Source organism: Sulfitobacter sp. PM12, assembly GCF_045586035.1.
Lineage (GTDB): Bacteria > Pseudomonadota > Alphaproteobacteria > Rhodobacterales > Rhodobacteraceae > Sulfitobacter > Sulfitobacter pontiacus.
The window spans coordinates 48,880-64,271 of record NZ_CP151530.1; the positions used below are offsets into that span (position 1 = coordinate 48,880).

At 58.4% G+C, this 15,392-nt stretch carries 12 protein-coding genes and 1 pseudogene; 6 read left to right on the forward strand and 7 right to left on the reverse strand.

The features are described from left to right. Positions 1 to 156: 156 nt before the first annotated feature. The 3 genes and pseudogenes from AADW22_RS15125 to AADW22_RS15135 form a co-directional block, all read right to left on the reverse strand. Positions 157 to 438: pseudogene (locus tag AADW22_RS15125) on the reverse strand (nucleotidyl transferase AbiEii/AbiGii toxin family protein); the annotation flags it as partial. After that, positions 428 to 1,258 carry a type IV toxin-antitoxin system AbiEi family antitoxin domain-containing protein gene (locus tag AADW22_RS15130; RefSeq protein ID WP_407474613.1) on the reverse strand — a complete coding sequence of 277 codons (831 nt, stop codon included), beginning with the start codon at positions 1,256 to 1,258 and terminating at the stop codon, positions 428 to 430. The gene AADW22_RS15130 and the pseudogene AADW22_RS15125, both read right to left, overlap by 11 nt. 245 nt (positions 1,259 to 1,503) lie before the next feature. After that, positions 1,504 to 2,085, reverse strand: coding sequence for a plasmid pRiA4b ORF-3 family protein (locus AADW22_RS15135; RefSeq protein WP_245890225.1), 582 nt, complete (start codon positions 2,083 to 2,085; stop codon positions 1,504 to 1,506). A 416-nt stretch (positions 2,086 to 2,501) separates the two neighbouring features. On the opposite strand from AADW22_RS15135, the gene AADW22_RS15140 reads away from it, so the two are divergent. Continuing rightward, the gene (locus AADW22_RS15140) at positions 2,502 to 5,237 is read left to right on the forward strand and encodes a TerB N-terminal domain-containing protein (RefSeq protein ID WP_407474614.1); all 2,736 of its coding nucleotides are present in this window, start codon (positions 2,502 to 2,504) and stop codon (positions 5,235 to 5,237) included. Between the two features lie 13 nt (positions 5,238 to 5,250). Here AADW22_RS15140 and AADW22_RS15145 read toward each other — a convergent pair whose 3' ends face one another. From AADW22_RS15145 to AADW22_RS15160, 4 genes are all read right to left on the reverse strand, one after another. Beyond that, positions 5,251 to 5,760 carry a toll/interleukin-1 receptor domain-containing protein gene (locus tag AADW22_RS15145; RefSeq protein WP_407474615.1) on the reverse strand — a complete coding sequence of 170 codons (510 nt, stop codon included), beginning with the start codon at positions 5,758 to 5,760 and terminating at the stop codon, positions 5,251 to 5,253. A gap of 32 nt (positions 5,761 to 5,792) precedes the next feature. Next, positions 5,793 to 7,232 (reverse strand): SIR2 family protein, encoded by a 1,440-nt coding sequence (locus tag AADW22_RS15150; RefSeq protein ID WP_050524417.1) that lies wholly within the window; start codon positions 7,230 to 7,232, stop codon positions 5,793 to 5,795. A gap of 77 nt (positions 7,233 to 7,309) precedes the next feature. Beyond that, entirely contained in the window at positions 7,310 to 7,816 is a 507-nt protein-coding gene (locus tag AADW22_RS15155) for a TIR domain-containing protein (protein ID WP_407474616.1), read from the reverse strand. 58 nt (positions 7,817 to 7,874) lie between these two features. Then, positions 7,875 to 8,246 carry a TIR domain-containing protein gene (locus AADW22_RS15160; RefSeq protein ID WP_156209801.1) on the reverse strand — a complete coding sequence of 124 codons (372 nt, stop codon included), beginning with the start codon at positions 8,244 to 8,246 and terminating at the stop codon, positions 7,875 to 7,877. 1,119 nt (positions 8,247 to 9,365) lie between these two features. Here AADW22_RS15160 and AADW22_RS15165 point away from each other — a divergent pair. The 5 genes from AADW22_RS15165 (at position 9,366) to AADW22_RS15185 (ending at position 15,388) form a co-directional block, all read left to right on the forward strand. Then, a complete protein-coding gene (locus AADW22_RS15165; protein ID WP_008335621.1) occupies positions 9,366 to 9,704 on the forward strand; it encodes a DUF736 family protein in 339 nt (112 codons plus the stop codon). Between the two features lie 634 nt (positions 9,705 to 10,338). Then, complete coding sequence (locus AADW22_RS15170) at positions 10,339 to 10,515, forward strand: hypothetical protein (protein ID WP_176832925.1); 177 nt, start codon at positions 10,339 to 10,341, stop codon at positions 10,513 to 10,515. 409 nt (positions 10,516 to 10,924) lie between these two features. After that, the gene (locus AADW22_RS15175; protein WP_407474617.1) at positions 10,925 to 11,545 is read left to right on the forward strand and encodes a helix-turn-helix domain-containing protein; all 621 of its coding nucleotides are present in this window, start codon (positions 10,925 to 10,927) and stop codon (positions 11,543 to 11,545) included. Further along, positions 11,538 to 13,460 carry a relaxase/mobilization nuclease domain-containing protein gene (locus AADW22_RS15180; RefSeq protein WP_407474618.1) on the forward strand — a complete coding sequence of 641 codons (1,923 nt, stop codon included), beginning with the start codon at positions 11,538 to 11,540 and terminating at the stop codon, positions 13,458 to 13,460. The genes AADW22_RS15175 and AADW22_RS15180 overlap by 8 nt, the downstream gene beginning before the upstream one ends. A gap of 14 nt (positions 13,461 to 13,474) precedes the next feature. Further along, entirely contained in the window at positions 13,475 to 15,388 is a 1,914-nt protein-coding gene (locus AADW22_RS15185) for a type IV secretory system conjugative DNA transfer family protein (RefSeq protein ID WP_407474619.1), read from the forward strand. Positions 15,389 to 15,392: the final 4 nt, after the last annotated feature.

Here is a 15,392-nt window from a genome sequence, read left to right on the forward strand (position 1 = left end):
TGAACTTCCCGGAAGTAGGTGCCGTTCACGACCATGCTGTTGAGCACGCTGAGCAGCTTCCTGGCCGTCGCAGCCAAAGCAGCTTTCACCGGTTTCCCTGCCTCCTGCAGCTTCTGCCAGAACGCTCTGAACGTCGCCGAGTGACGAGACGCGTGGGCCGCCGCCACCGCCGGCAATGCGCTGCGCTTTGGAGCCGGTGATGCCGCCTTCGATGGCGGCGGCAATCCGGTCCATCGCGTCGTTGATCTCGACGAGGCTTTCGGCGCGATCCGTGAGGGGCAGATAGGTCAAATCGATATCGACCGAGAGGCGCGGAAGGTCGCGATAGAAGAGGTTGATGGCCGTCCCGCCCTGCAGCGTAAATATCTCCTCCTTGGCCACATATGGGAGTATCCGGACGAGCAGCGCCACTTGGGCGGCATAGTTTTCACGCGCCATGACCACGTTCCTTTCCTACAAACTCTTCGGGCACCATGATCCTGTAGCGCGGATGTATCCTGCCGCCTTTGACCAATGCGCGATCCCCGCGGCCGAGGTCGAACTCTTCCGGATCGAGACGCTTGCGCCAGGCATGGTCGTGGCGGTCGGCGAACACGAAGAACAGGCGTTTGACCTTGATCTTCTTGCAGCTTTTGAGCAGTGCCGAGAGGGTTCTCGGTCGCAACGTCGTCAGGCTTTCGAACACCATGTCGAGGGTGTGAAAGCTCTCTTGATCCGGCAACTCGTCCAGCGCCTCAAACACCGCGCGTTCCGGTGAGGACATCACCAGTTTCCAGTCCCACGGCAGGGAAGATGCTGTCTCTCCCTGATTTTCTCGCGCGCCATCGACACCCAACTCCGGGTCGGAGAACAGCGATACGCTGCGTGTGCGGAGTTCGGTGTTGAGCGGCAGTTTTTCGAGCCAGTTGGGGATTTTTGAGCCGTAGAGCCAGACTGTGCTCTTGTCGCCGAGGGAGAGATAGTGCGCATAGCCTTGCAGGCTCAATGCCGTCACCCCGCCGATATGGAGAGGGTAGTGCATGATGTGCTTGAGCGAGAGCAGGCAGGTCTTCCAGTCGAGGGTGTTCGTGGTGGCGCTGCTTGGTGAGGGGCGGCGGAAGACGCCGCGGCCAAGGCGTTCCAGCCAGCCGCGTTGGACATAGGCGTAGGACGAACGCCGGCCTATCCCGTGGTGCTCAAGCCAGACGGAGTCCACGAGGAACCCCGTGGGGACAGCCTCAAGAAGGCTCTTTAGCTTTTCGTGCTCTTGTCCACTCATGTGCGACACAATGATGTATTTTTAAAGAGACCGCCATTTGTTTCTGTGAAAACCTGTGAGATAGTCCGTCAAGGATTGACAAATTCTGTAATTCTCAAAGAGACTGGTGTTTGTCAACTCTGAAGCTCAACAGCAAAGCAGGGCGTGGATGCCCTAGATTGGCAGAGGACCGCTCGACCATCCGGATCGAAAAGTTGGCGCTTTGTGCCCCTGTCGAAGCCGCTGCGCCGAACCAGAGTCAGATTTCACTTTCGATTGTGGCGTTCTTTTGCCCATACAAACATCGCACCGACGGCAGCATTGGCTTGCTGCACGCTGAACACTTCCGGTTCGAACGCGCCCGCCCATTGCTTTGTATCGCGATGTTCCGGGTGGTGTTTGTCGGTCAGCGCGTCGAGAAACTCTTCGTATGAGTAGGGCCCTCCACAGTCCTCTGGCGGGCACGCTCGCTCTCCGGCAACACAGGCGGGAAAGTCCAGATCTGGTCTTCCGGTTGGTTTGCTAATCTTCTCAACGGTGACGAGATGCCGCCAACCATCGCCGAAATCATAAGTATATGTGAACTGACTGCCTTTCTTGACCAGCTCTCCAAGAGCAAACTTCTTTTCGTCCTTCCGGCCATCGTTTGGGTCCCAGCTGTCGTCACTTTCGTCGCGGGCCTCGAACCTGTCTTCGCCAATCTCGAACTCATGCAGATGATAGTCTTGCCAAGGCATAGCGCCCTGGAGAACGGAATGCAGGATGTCCAAGCTGATGTCATTCGGCACGAGGATACGGCGCCAGATGGGTGGTTTGATGCCAACAAGTTCGATTTTCAGCTCAATCAAAGTGTGTTCCGCCTGTCTCAATGGCCCTGCCGTTGAAGTAATTTTTGATTCTTAAGCTGAAGCATTCAAGGGGAACATTGGCCCCTCCTGCCCTTTGGTCAGGACCGCGCCCTAGTCGGTTGGCTGCACGCAGCCGTCCTCCCCGAACTGAAACGCCACTTCACCCTGCGACGTGCCGCTGGCAGTGCAGTCTCCTCCGGAGCCAGCCCGACCAGCCGTCGCATGGTCGTGGCAACGCTTCGTCTCGGCCGTTCCGGTTACGGTCACTGGGGCGGGGGTGTGCCCTCAACGGTGCGAACAGATGTATGTGGTCATCGGCCCAATCAAGCATAAAGCATAGGAAGTGCTTCAACCATGACGTTAGTCGTTGCAAAGATGGCTGTGCAAAATAGTGTGGTTCGGAGAGGGTTCCGATAATGTCTTCAATACTCAAGTTTTTCCGAATTACATTCTTTCTCGTCCTATATTTTTTCTTATGCATGGTCGTGGTGTCCACAATGCTTCAGGGTTGGCCGATTGGCGGCCAGATGTTGTTTGCATTTGGTGTTCCCGTCATTCTGGTCTGGTGGCAAGAAAAACGGAGATCGCGGAAAGTCGCTGCAAAGGCGCAAGCTGAGGAGAGTTCCGAAAACCTACCCCCCCGACCTGAGCCGGTGCCGCGCCCAAGTGCCTACGACAAGCGTATCGAGCGTGAGCGCGAACGAACTCGCGAAGCCAACGCGTCCAAAGAGCCGGCTGCCGTTCAGGCCTATTCCCCACCAAAGCAGGACTACGCTGAAATCGTTCGGGCTGGAAAGTCTGCAGCTTTCGCCATTGAGGAGGCCATCATGAGCAAACAATCGACGCAAAAGCTGAAGGCACGTTCATCCGTTTCCCAAGAGAATTGTTGGGTTCCCTTAGGTCAAACCGCTCACGCTGCTGGCCGCGACATCGGCGGAATGATTTATGTAGGCACTCGACCGATGGTAACTGCCAACTGGTCTCGCCGTAAGAGCTATGCCTACATTGATCCCAGCCAATCGGTTTCCAGCGTAAGTGCTGACAAAACTGAAGACGTAACGTCCAGCTGGCCGCCATACTCCAGCATATCATCGCGGATCCGGGCAACCTACCTCGATTGGCTGGCGAGCGGGAAAAACGATTCCTCCTACAATTATGGTTACCTAATTCTGTACTTTTACGGGCTGGAGCGCCGCTTCTTCGTCGACCGGTCAAAGGAAGATGCCAAGGATATTTTCGACGAAGTTCAACGGCTGAAGTTAATTTATCCTGAAAACCGCCTGGTTCAGCGTTTTCTAGGTGAGTTCCTTGATGTTGCTACGCTTGTAGACGCCAACTTGAACACCATCAAACCGATGTTTGAGCGTTTAGGATGGGAGTTACCGTTCTCACTCAAATACGCAATCGGCGCCCGGATCGACAAAGGCGAGAACCTGACAGCTGACTGGTTGCTGAGTTGGTTCATGTGCCATCCGGAAACAAGCCTGCGAACACCTGCCATGCGATGTCGCGCCGAATTCATAGCTCTTTTTCGTTTGCGTTTTGCGCAACGATTTGGGGACGGCCTGAAGGTCGCCAAGCCAAAGAAAGTTCTCACCGCGACCTACCGAGCTGCGTCCTGCGAGTTTGAAGCCACCTTCAACCCAACCGTGGATGGCAATCCGGTCCCTGATATCTCCGGCCTGCGCAAGCCGGTCGAGATAGCCCAGGAGTTGGCAGACGAGGTGATGAACGACCTCGACAAGCTCAGTCGCTTCCTGGGCCGAAATCCTGATGGCCGCGGAAGCGTGGAGGCCCATGCCTTGCTGCCCTCTGAACTGTGGGATGCCTTCCCATCAGAGGAAATGGACCGCTTGAAATCTTGGGCAAGCACTATCGTCGATCGGGGCGGATTGGTGCCGCTTGAGGAAGTGATCGGACGACTGGAGGGAGAAACGAACGAGAAGATCGGGAAACGGCAGATGACAGGAGCGGCCGACGCGCTCGCTCGCCTCGGTTTCGGTTTGGCGCCCGACCCTCGGTTTGCGCTCCGGTCGCCCAAGGCGGAGGAGCCTGTAGTGCTGTTTAGCCTGGGCGAACCCATCGAAAGATTGGAGGAAGTTTCCGACAGCTATCGAAGCGCCTTGATTGAATTGGCACTTGGGTCGTTCGTTGCTCATGCGGATGGTCGCATCGCGGATCCTGAACGCAGGGCACTGGAAGATCAGGTTTCTGCCGCGTCCCTCAGCGATCAGGAACGCCGCAGGCTGCGTGCAAACATAGCGCAGCGCGGCGGTGCGTCTGCAAGCGTGGTCTACAACGTGCTCTGCCGCGAAGGCCCTTTTCGGAAGGTCACAACCGAAGTCTTCGCAGATGTGTTGCGTGCAATCGGCCACCCAGAAACCGGCTTGATCGAACAGGCCGGCAGCGGGCTGCTACTTTTGGGACCCGCGGGCGAAAAGCTGGTTGAGCATTACAGCTTCTATGCGGTGTTCCAGACACCTGAAGAATTCCGTTTGGTTGCAGAGGGGCGGGACCTTGGAACCCTGCCGATCGACAATGTTCTTGCCCCTGGGATGCTATTAATATTCTCTGGGCGACGTTGGGTTGTTCAAGAAATCCATGATCGTGAAAAGATCATTGTCGTCAAACCCGCGAAGGCTGGTGTGCCTCCCGTCTTTGGCGGCGATGCAGGCGACATTCATGACAAGGTGATCGACCGAATGTTCGCCGTGCTCGAGGGGGATTCTAGCCCAGATTACATGGACACAGTCTCTTTGATGATGCTCGAGGAAGCGCGTGCTCACTATGAACAGCTGGGGTTTAGGGCCAATAACATACGCAGCATCGGCGAGCGTACATCAGTCATTGCGACGCGGGTCGGTACGGTGAAGACATCAACCCTCGCGCTCGCTCTGAGAAGCGAGGGGTTTTCAGTCGAGCAGCACGACGGGTTTCTGCTGGTGGAGAACGGGGACGAAACCCCCGATCTACGGGCGGTGCTTGGAAGGATTTCGGCGGAAGATGCGCGAGACCTCTTCGGTGATGCTGGAAACCTTGTTTCGGAAAAGTTCCACCCCTATCTGCATCACGAATTATTGGTTCTCGACGCGTGTTCTTCCAAGGTCGATCTTAGTTGCCTTAGCAGGTTGTCAGAGCGGTTGAGATCATGACAATCATGCCCGATTACCTCAAATTCCGTAAATCGGTGCCGTATAGTGACCCCGGATCAACTGCGGCGAAGCTCCCATCCGTACGTACATCAATCCTTCGGTAAAGATCCAAGTATTCGTTCCCATGGGTGACCGTACCCTCGCGCGTAGGGATTATCAGTAGATTCTCGGGGTACTTGTATGGATCGGCATAGCCGATTTCCCAAGGACACCATCGCGAAGAAACTGAATTTGAGGTGGCAAGAAACAGGAAATAGTCGAGTTCCCTGATGCGCTTCTTGATTTTGTCTGCGGTTGTCCGATTGGGTTTACTCGGCATGGAATTGTCCATCCAATCCACATATACGTGCCAACCCGCCCTTGTCAGTAGGTTAATCAGGCCCTGCACGAGGTCGCGATCTTGGTGGGAATGGCAAAGGAATGCTGTAGTGAGTCTGTTCTGTTGGGCTTCAGCCAGCGACTTCGCAACACGCCTGTCCCCCATTCGTGCTTGGAGCCTGATATCTGTTATGGAAATTGGCATGGTATTTCTCCGCAGCTTCAAGGGAAGGATCGTTACTTTCCGAACTTTTCGGTGATGCGAACCAGATCCACGATCGGTTGCAGGAGTTCGTCCAACGAAGTCACAGGATCATTCAGCTTCTCAATGAGTGGCAGTAGCTCTGAGGGAACACTCGGATAAGATGTGGGGTCCTCTAGTATGCGTTTCGCAAGAGCACCAGCGGTGGAACCAGTGGCACCCACTGGTAGCAAGACGAGGCCGTGTTCCGCAGCGATTTCGAACTCGGAAACCATCCCATTCGCTTCAACGACCTTTCCTTCAACGATCTTGTTTCCAAACAAGAAAATTGCCATTCCAGCTGAAGGAATGAAATCGTCCCGGTATGTCTTCCACAACTTTTCGCGTTCATCCTTATCTTCGACAAACTGAGGAAATGGGCGAACAAGCAGGTGATCATCTACCTGGCGATCTAGATTTCTATACACCTCCTCTAGGGCTCCGGTGAAAAGCGCATTGCCTACGCCCAGACCGAGGCCCGTGCTAATCCGAAGTGAGTTCTCAACCAGCAGCGAACCGAGTTTTCGCATAAAGCCCGTAACTGCGTCTTCTCCCCAGGGCGAAAATTCAGATGCGCTAGCAGAAACGAATATGGTTCTCATGCGGAAACGCCGTGCCACCTCTCGAAGCGCTTCCGTGATTTCTTCATACTCATCCACCAAGATTGCGTGAATGTTGAACCTCTTCAGGTCCTCAATCATTAGGCGTTGTCGTGTCAGCGCGAGCCTAAAATCTTCGTCACTCTCGTCCGCTTGCCGTGATCGGTTCTTAAAGAATGCAAAGTGCCGTCTTTGGTTCTTCTCAAACGTTACGCGAACGCGCGAAAGAATGTAGTCCAAGTTGGGGTCAGAGAAGCTGAACCCAATGAAGACAAATGTCTTTGAGACCAGGTCCCCAGAAAGTGCCGTAATATATGCGCCGTGAGTCTTGAAGTACTTTTCGTAGTCATCTTTTGTTAGAATTGCGTTGGCCGGGTGTTCAACATCACCATGCATTTTATAGACGATGGCATGTCGCTTCGATCTCGTGGTTGCGAGCTGGGGAACCGTGTATTTTACATCTGCGATTTTACCAGCTTCACGAAGAGAGTCCTCAATAAGCCGGTCATAGTTCGTCGTCCAGAAAACCGGGATGTCGAGGGACGCCAGTATTCGGTGATTTTCGGTTGGTTCGACATTTCGACCCAACGCATCCAATATCGCCTGATTGATCGTCGCCCGGTCTCGGGTCTGGTTTTCGTAGAATTGCGCCAAAGCGACAAGATCACTCTCTTTTTCGATGTCAAGTTCAAGCTCTTTCGCCAACGGCGCAAGAAGCTCCGACCAGTCCACATGTCCTGCAGCTTTGGACGCACCCGCACCAAGGAATACAGCTGCATTTTCGGAGCGGATTTCTTCGACAAACTTTTCGACAAAGCGTTCTACGTCTTTCTTCATGTGGATAATGCTCCGAATAAAAGTCTGCCGATATTCCTGGTTCAGATTGCACTGAAGCCCAGTTTGGGTCCGTGATCTTATTTGTACTTGGCGCGATTTTGGATTGCCTCTTCAATCCAGCTTTCGATGTTAGTTTGGATGCTGGCGTAGATATCCTTGCTCGTGCTTCCGGCAGGATTCTTCAGTGTCGGAGCTGATCCCAGCGTCACAAGTCTGCCATCTTCAGACACCTTGAGGTCTGTAAAGGGACTGGTACCTTTTGTGGAAGTATTGCCGTTCAAGTCTTTGAGTCCGTGGATATGAATGCCAAGGACGCCTTTCCCTTCTTCCCAGGCCTTTCTTATTTCGTACCGAACCCATTGCCGGGATGCTGTTTCGCTTCCTACTAGCACTACCACGCAGGATTTCCCTGCCATATTGTCACTTATCCACTTCTTGATGGCGGCTTCGCCTGTATTTTTGATTTCTTCCCAGCGGTTGGGCGTCACGGGACTGTTGCCCTCAAGAGAGTTCATATTCCGTACGAGCTGGGTGCGTGAGTGATCGTTATTGAAGTGAAAACTAAAGAAAACGCGACGGGCCATTTGGGTTCCTCGGATTAGGGTGGAATCGTGACTGATCTAATGTGAGTTCGCAGCCCGTTTAGCTAAGTATTTTTCGTAGGTTTTCCCAATTCCAACGATAGAGTTGCCCGGCATCCTTGACCGGAGTGTAGTTTCCGTCTCGATAGCCAATGATTTGTACCACTTTTTTCCCTTGATCCCGGGCCATTTTGATTTCCTTCAATACACCGGGCGCGCGGTGCGTTTGAGGACCGACCATGACGAGCACAACCCTGGCTCTACCGATTGCCCTATAAGCCTTGGCCTCCCAACTCATCTCGGGAGCTGCTTCCTTCAACGAGTGATCGATGACTTGGAACGGCGAGTCGGGCCTACGAGCTTGTTGGATTATGAAATCCTTTAGCCGTCGGTCGTTGTCAAAGTCGAAGCTTACAAAAATCGGTGTCTTCAATCTTACCTCGTCTCGTGGAGCTTGTGGGTGGGCAGAGAACATCTAGTGCCGACTCTAGATATATTGTGGTGCGTCCGTCCTGCGATTGCAACTTCTAGTGGCGAACATCAGTACAGCAACCGCAAGTAATCGGTTTTCCTCGGGTGCCTAATGTTTCAAAGCGACGGTTGTTACGTGCGGAACTAGTGCGGCCATTTTCGGCTCGTGGCCGTGGGTGATAGAAGTTGAGGAGGTCTATTGTCCCTCTGCTGTCCCGTCCCATTGATCATGGCCCCTCCTGTCCTTTGGTCAGGACCGCGCCCTACTCGGCCGGCTGCACGCAGCCGGCCTCCCCGAGATGAAACGCTGCCTCTCCCTGCGACGTGCTGCTGGCCGGGCAGTCTCCTCCGGAGCCATCCCGACCAGCCGTCGCATGGTCGTGGCAACGCTTCATCTCGGCCATTCGGTAACGGTCGCTGGGGCGGGGCGGATTGCCTCAATGGTCTCGTCCAGCGCGCCTCCGCCGGCAGTATTCCTCGCATTGCCGGACATGCTGTTCTGCCATCATTGACCGTAGACGACGCTCGACGACTGCCGGATTGCATTGGCAGCAATTGGCAGAGGACCGGAGATCATTGCGATGCAAGAAATCGCAAACGATTGGGCTGCCGAAGAGGGGCCGTTCAAAATCGGGATGAACCGCGCCCGGTGCAGATGCTTCGACGGTCTGCTTCAAATCGCTCAGTCAGATGGCACCACACTCGACCAGCTTGCCTGCGGATGTGCGCTGGCGCGCCACGTTGGGCAAGGCTCGGCAAAGCGCGAACCCGTCCGGCTGCGGCTCGGGGTGAGAGGGCTGAAAAGACACCGCCCCCGGTCGTTCTATTGGCAGTTCACCCAGTTTCCAGTCGCGGCCATCGCACTTCTCCCGATGTGTTGCTTTGCATGACATGCTGGTCGCAGCTGTCGTCCCGTCCACAAAGGTTGTCGCCGATCTTTTTCCCCTGTCCCTGCGGGCCATTCCTCGCGCGCCAAAAAGACCGGCGCCTGCCCCTCTCCGCTGCGCTTCGCCTTCGGTGTGGCCAGGCCTTGGCCAGCTGCAAGGTGACCATCATTGCAACGCAAACAAGGAGAAGAGCAATGACCACGAACTGCATCAAATTCACCAGCGCCGACATCGAAACCGCCAAGGGCGTCGGCTCCATCTCGACCCTGACCTTCGATCTCGACATCACGGTCGAACCCGTCGCAAGCGCGAACCCGATGGCCCCCACGCACCGCGTCCTCGGCCGTTCCCCGCGCGGCAAGCTGGTCGAGTGCGGCGGCATCTGGAAGAAGCAGAACAAGGAGACCGGCGCGGACTACTACACGCTGACCATCCGCGACCACGGCTTCAACGCCAACCTCGGCAAGGCCGCGAACCAGGACGATCTGTCCCTGCAGGCGGTCATCCCCTGGGGTCCCAAAGACGCCGCCTAAGCCAACAGCCAGGCCGCTCCGGCGGTCTGGCCTTTTCTCGTTCCGAGGAACTGGTCCTGGGCGGGCGCAAGATCAGTGTCCAAAGATTGCCGCATATTTCGGACTCGGACGTAGTGGCGGGTAGTCAGACTGGATCGGTCACAGATGCGGCTCCGATCTTTCGGTTCAGTGTCAGCGTGGACCGTGGGAACCCGAGGCGGAACCGAATGTCCGCAGGGAGAGCTGGCAGCGCACTGAGCGAGGCAAGTGCACCCCTTCTCTTATTCGAGCAACCCGCGCTTGGGTCGTGTCGGCGAAGCTGCCAGGGCGCCGAACTCACCTTGTGCCGCGAGGGTGCAATCCGCAGATGAACGTCATGCGTCTGGAGGGCATCGTCTCCAATCCGTGTCACCGCCGCGCGCCTTTCCGTCGACCTGTTGGCCTTAGAGATCGCTAGCCCGGGGTCGAGCGGTCGGCAACGCCGGGGGCAGGTTTCTGGACGGCTGACGCCTTGAGCGCTGCGGTGCATCTCTCACAACAAACCTGCCCTCGGCGTGCTCCATTTCATTCCGCCCCGTGCCGGGTGCAGCCCGCTCTCATGCCCCCGGTCTTTTCCACGATCTGTCCAACGACGATCAACGGAAAGGATCACATCATGACACTGGAACAATCCATCGACCTCGCCGAACTGCAAGCCGATATGGCCTTCGATGCCTACCTCGCCGCCTTTGATGAAGACGCCCATCCCGAGACACTCGACAGCCTCGAGACCGAGGCTCTGATCGCCCGCAGCCGCTACGACGATCTGCGCAATCAGGGACTGGGTCACTGACCCAGACACCCCTGCGGGTCTTCGGATCCGCAGGGGGCTGACGCTGTTTCGTTCAAGTTCTTGATGCCCTAACCGGGCGTGACCTGCGCCATCCCGCGCGGGCCGTTTTCGTGGTCCTGGCGCCGATCCGTGACCGGCTCGGGCGTTCGGTTTGTCTGTCGTTGCGTCCTGCTTGAGCGCAAGTTTCGGAAGATTTTCGACCTGGCTGTCATGCATCTATGAGGGCGGGACCCGTTCCATGTCGGGCCGCGACACGCGGTCTTGATGGCATCCAAAGCCAGCAAAAAGACATGACACGCAAAACGTAATATTGCGCAATATGATGTATTGAAGTATAAGCGAATGAGAGAAGGAAGACGTTGGCAGGATATGGCCAATGTTTGCACATTTTGTCCGAGGGGTCTGACCCGTGCCGAGGCCAGCGAAAAACCTGAAGCTTGAAGAGCGCATCGAAGTCGCGCAGCGCTTTGCAGCGGGCGAAAGCGCGAAGGACCTGGCGGCGGCATTTGGTATCTCTCCGCGCCACGTGAACCGGCTCGCGAAAGAGGAGGCGGGCGAGGGGATTGCGGTGCGCGATCCGAGCGAGACAGTGGCGTTCAGGGCCAGCCGATCCGAGCTGGACGCCTTCGATGCGGAGTGGCGCGAACGGGGCTATGCCAACCGGTCTCAGGCATTCAATGCGGTGCTGCGCGGTCGCTGCGGTTTCCTCGATGTACCCCGTGATCTGGTCGCGGAGTTCTGCTCCGCATGGCGTCAGGCGAAGGACGTGAGCGACGCCGGATTGGTGCTCGCCAAGGCGGTCCATCGCGGTCGGCTGGAGGTCTCGGAGGCGGACCGGGCGGTGCTGATCGAGTTGCTCGATCTGGCGCAGTTAATGAGCCGTGAGATGGGTCGGATGAAGGATGCGGCGCAGGTGCTGCGTCATCAGGAGTGGCCGCGAAAGGAAGAAGGGCAGGGGGCGGAGAGCGCGGTTCTGGAGGACGGCCCGCGCACGATCGAACGCGGATTGAGGCTTGTCAGGAATGGCTGACCCGCTCGCCCTCTACGCCTCGGTCATGGGGCGGCTCTGGGAGGATGAGCGCATCCGGGGCCAGGCCGCGGCGCGGATCGACGCGCGGCTGGCGGGACGTCGGCAGGGGCGGAGTTTTGCGCGCGTCGGCTCGATGTCGGCACGCAACGCGCTGAAGGCGGCGTCGGGTCAGAGCCGCGCGGCGGTGTTCAAACGGATCCGGGCCGGGGGCTGCAAGACGCGTGCCTCGCTCGGTGCGCAGATCTCCTACATCAACGACAAGGCGGTCTACACCTACTCGACGATGACCAATGCGCTGACCGATGCGGCGGTGCTTTCCGAGGAGCAGAAAGAGGACATCATCGAAGACTGGGCCGGGACCTGGCGCGGCTCGACCAAGCTCGGCTTCACCTCGCACATGCTGCTCTCCTTCCCGACCGACGTGACGGTCGACCAGGTGCGCGACATCGCGATGGACTGGACGGAGCATTTCTTCGAGAGCGGCGAATACGGCGATCAGTGGGACTATGTCCTCGCGGTTCACGACGACCGGGCGCACAAGCACGCCCACATCATCCTGAACAATCGCGGCGTCGAGAAGGGCACCTGGTTTTCGTGTTGGGCCGAAGGCGTGATGTCGCCTCAGCTGATGCGTGAGAAGCAGGCCGAGATCGCGGAACGCTACGGCGTGATGCTCGACGCCACGACCCGGCTCGAGCGGGGCATCTTCGAGAAGCCTGCCGGGATCGAGGAAATCTATCGTGCCAAGGAAGAGGCCCGCCTGCCGCGCGAGATCGTCATGACGGCCCAGGAATCCGCCATCGCGCAGGCGCAGGTGGTGGGCTTCGCCAAGGACTACAAGAACCTCGCCGACCTGCTGGACCGGATGGACCAGCGCCACATGGCGCGCGCCGTGCGCGGCATGGCGGAAGGGCTCGGCTCCGGCACGCCGTGGAACTTCACCGAAGGAGAGATAGACATGAAGGACATCAAGACCGTCGGTGACGCGATCGACTATTCAGAGCGCACGATCGAAGCGCTGAGGCTCAAGGCCGAAGAACTGGACCCGGCCGAGCGTGCCGCGTTCGAGGCCAAGGCCGCGCCGATCATCGCGGATCTCTCGCAGATGGTGCCCGACCCGGAGTTGCGCGCGCGCTTCGGCAAGCAGCTTGAAGAACCCTATCCGCCGGGGGCGGGCAGCGAGGTGCTGATCGCGGCACTTCAGGCTGGCAATGATGAAGGGCTGCGTGACGTGCTCGAGCGCGCCGAAGAGGCAGGCATGGACAGCGAAGAGCTGGTGGCCCGGATCGCGGCGGGTGGCACGCGGAACTACGGCATGGCACAGGACTGGGTCGAGCGGGACATGAACGCGGTGCTGGCGAAGGATGGCCTCAGCGTTGAGATGGCCAATGACGACCAACTGGATGTCGCGCTCGAGAAGGTCGACGGGGTGATGGACGCGCTTATGGAACGCGCGAAGGAACTGGGCGTCGAGATCGGCCGGACCCTCGCGGACGAGGAGGAGGCGACCTTGCCTCTCATCGACGAGGACGCCCGGAAGCCCAATCCCTACCTGCAGGACCTCGCCGACATGTTGCGGGATGGCAAGCTCACCGAGGAACAGGAAGAGGTGGTCGAGCGGACCCTGCAATCCGAGCTTTTCAAGGAGCTGGGCGAAGAGGGCTTGGCCGAGCTACGCCGTGGCAACTACGAAGTGCTGGATGCGGCCCTGCCGAGCAAGCTCGACCAGATCACCGTCACGCAGGAATTCCTCGAGATGACCTTTGAGGAGACCGGCGATCAGGTCTTCACCGACCGCGCTGCCGGGTTGCAGCAGGACAAGGCGACCGAAGTGGCGCGGATGCGTGGCCAGCAGGAGGAGCTGGGCCGCGATCTTGGTCGCGACCGCGGTCTCGATGACGAGATGGAATTCTGAGGGGGATGACCACCATGACCAAGACACTTCCCCTCTGGGCTGCGCTCCTCTTCGGCGTGATCTGCGGTGCTGTCATCGGCACGATCATCGCCGCCTTCTACCTGACCCTTGCCCTGAAATCCGGGTTTCAAAGCTTCGACATGTTGGCGCTCTGGAAGGCCAGCGCCGGCACCCGCGCGGCGCACCCCGAGGCCTTCAAAGTGGGGTTTGGCGCTGTCGGGCTCAGTTCCATCGGCCTCGGTGTCCTCGCTCTCGCCTGGACCTGGAAAAAGGAGAGAGACGATTACGGATCGGCGCATTGGCAGACCAAGGCGGAGCTGAAGAAGAACGACATGCTTCAGGCCCCCGGCAAGGGTTTTGTCTGCGGCAAGCTTGGCGCGCCGACTTCGAAGGCGGAGTTCATCTCCTCGACGATGATCCCGCATGTGATGATGGTCGCGCCGACCCGTGCCGGTAAGGGTGTGGGTTTCGTGATCCCGAACCTTCTGAGCTTCGCGGGCTCGGTCGTGGTGCTCGACGTGAAGGGTGAGAACTTCGAGAAGACCGCGCGGCTGCGGGCGCTCAACGGCGACGAGGTCTATCGCTTCAGCCCCTTCGACTGGGCCAACGCCACGCACCGCTACAACCCGCTTGCGCGGATCGCGAAGGCCCCGAGCTTCGCGCAGCGCTTCACCGAGGTCTCGATCCTCGCTGATCTCTTCCTCGACAAGGACAACAAAACGCTCGACACCTTCTCCGAGGCCGGCAAGTCGATCTTTGTCGCGGCCTGTCTACTGGCGATTCAGCGCGGCACGCCGAACCTCGGGGAAGTCAACAAGATCGTCGCCGGGGGCGAGTACAAGAACGCGCAATACAAGACCTATGCCGACGAGGCCGAGGAAGACATCCTGCGCGAGCTCTGGACCAATGCGGCGTCTGCCTCGTCGCGGCTGCTGACCTCGAACATCCAGGCGCTGATGACTGCCGGTCTCAAGCAATGGGACAACCCGGCGGTGCGCTCGGCCACCGAGGCGAGCGACTTCGATTTCTCGACCTTCCGCAAGACCCCGCAGTCGCTTTATATCGCGGTGTCCGAGGATCACATCGCCACCCTCGCCCCGCTCCTGCGCCTTATGTTCGCCGATCTCATCGCCTCGATCCGGCTCAACGAACCGGGTCCGGACGAACCCTGGCCGGTCATGATGATGATCGACGAATTCCAGCAGATGGGGGCGATGCCCTATCTGGAGCGCGCGATTCATTCGCTGGCAAGCTATGGTGGCCGCGTCGCGATGATTGCGCAGTCGCTGGCCTCGCTCGACCGGATCTACGGGCCCGAGGGCCGTGAAAGTCTCGAGAACGGTGCAGGGTTGAAGCTCTACATCACGCCACGCGACCAGCGCACCGTGAAGGAGGTCTCCGCAGCCGTCGGCAGTACCACCCGCGAGGCCGTGACCCGGATGTATGGTCGCAACAAGGGGTTCCTTGGCGCGACCTCGACCTCGGCGCGGCTGGAAGAGCGACCGCTGCTTTCCGAGACCGAAGCGCGCCTGATGGACCCCGACGAGGTGATCATCCTCGCCTCGCCCCAGCATCCGATCAAGGCGAGCCGGATCAAGTATTACGACGATCCGTTCTTCAAGGAGATGTTGACACGCCAGGAGGGCAAGCCGTTCCCCTATCCGCCGAGCGTGCAAGGCGTGGGACCTTGGGGCGGCGATGGTGGTGACGAGACCGGCGCAGACGAGCAGGCGAAACCAGCCGACCGCGCGCCTGTCCGGGATAGATCGCAGCGGCGCGAGGCGCGGGCGATGAGCGTGATGGCGTTGGAGGCCGGGCGCGGGCAGCCCGAGCCCGAGACGCTCGAGCGGGAAGCTGCGGTGCCGAAGGAATGGGAGGCGGCGCTCGACCGGCAGGAGGATTTCATCGAGGAATTGTTGGGAGGGTGAGCGC

Excerpts from the sequence above, each read along its gene's own strand:
- AADW22_RS15180 (WP_407474618.1), top strand. The coding sequence starts at position 11,538 with ATGGCTGACCCGCTCGCCCTCTACGCCTCGGTCATGGGGCGGCTCTGG.
- AADW22_RS15155 (WP_407474616.1), bottom strand. The coding sequence starts at position 7,816 with ATGGCCCGTCGCGTTTTCTTTAGTTTTCACTTCAATAACGATCACTCA.
- AADW22_RS15165 (WP_008335621.1), top strand. The coding sequence starts at position 9,366 with ATGACCACGAACTGCATCAAATTCACCAGCGCCGACATCGAAACCGCC.
- AADW22_RS15145 (WP_407474615.1), bottom strand. The coding sequence starts at position 5,760 with ATGCCAATTTCCATAACAGATATCAGGCTCCAAGCACGAATGGGGGAC.
- AADW22_RS15170 (WP_176832925.1), top strand. The coding sequence starts at position 10,339 with ATGACACTGGAACAATCCATCGACCTCGCCGAACTGCAAGCCGATATG.
- AADW22_RS15185 (WP_407474619.1), top strand. The coding sequence starts at position 13,475 with ATGACCAAGACACTTCCCCTCTGGGCTGCGCTCCTCTTCGGCGTGATC.
- AADW22_RS15130 (WP_407474613.1), bottom strand. The coding sequence starts at position 1,258 with ATGAGTGGACAAGAGCACGAAAAGCTAAAGAGCCTTCTTGAGGCTGTC.
- AADW22_RS15140 (WP_407474614.1), top strand. The coding sequence starts at position 2,502 with ATGTCTTCAATACTCAAGTTTTTCCGAATTACATTCTTTCTCGTCCTA.
- AADW22_RS15150 (WP_050524417.1), bottom strand. The coding sequence starts at position 7,232 with ATGAAGAAAGACGTAGAACGCTTTGTCGAAAAGTTTGTCGAAGAAATC.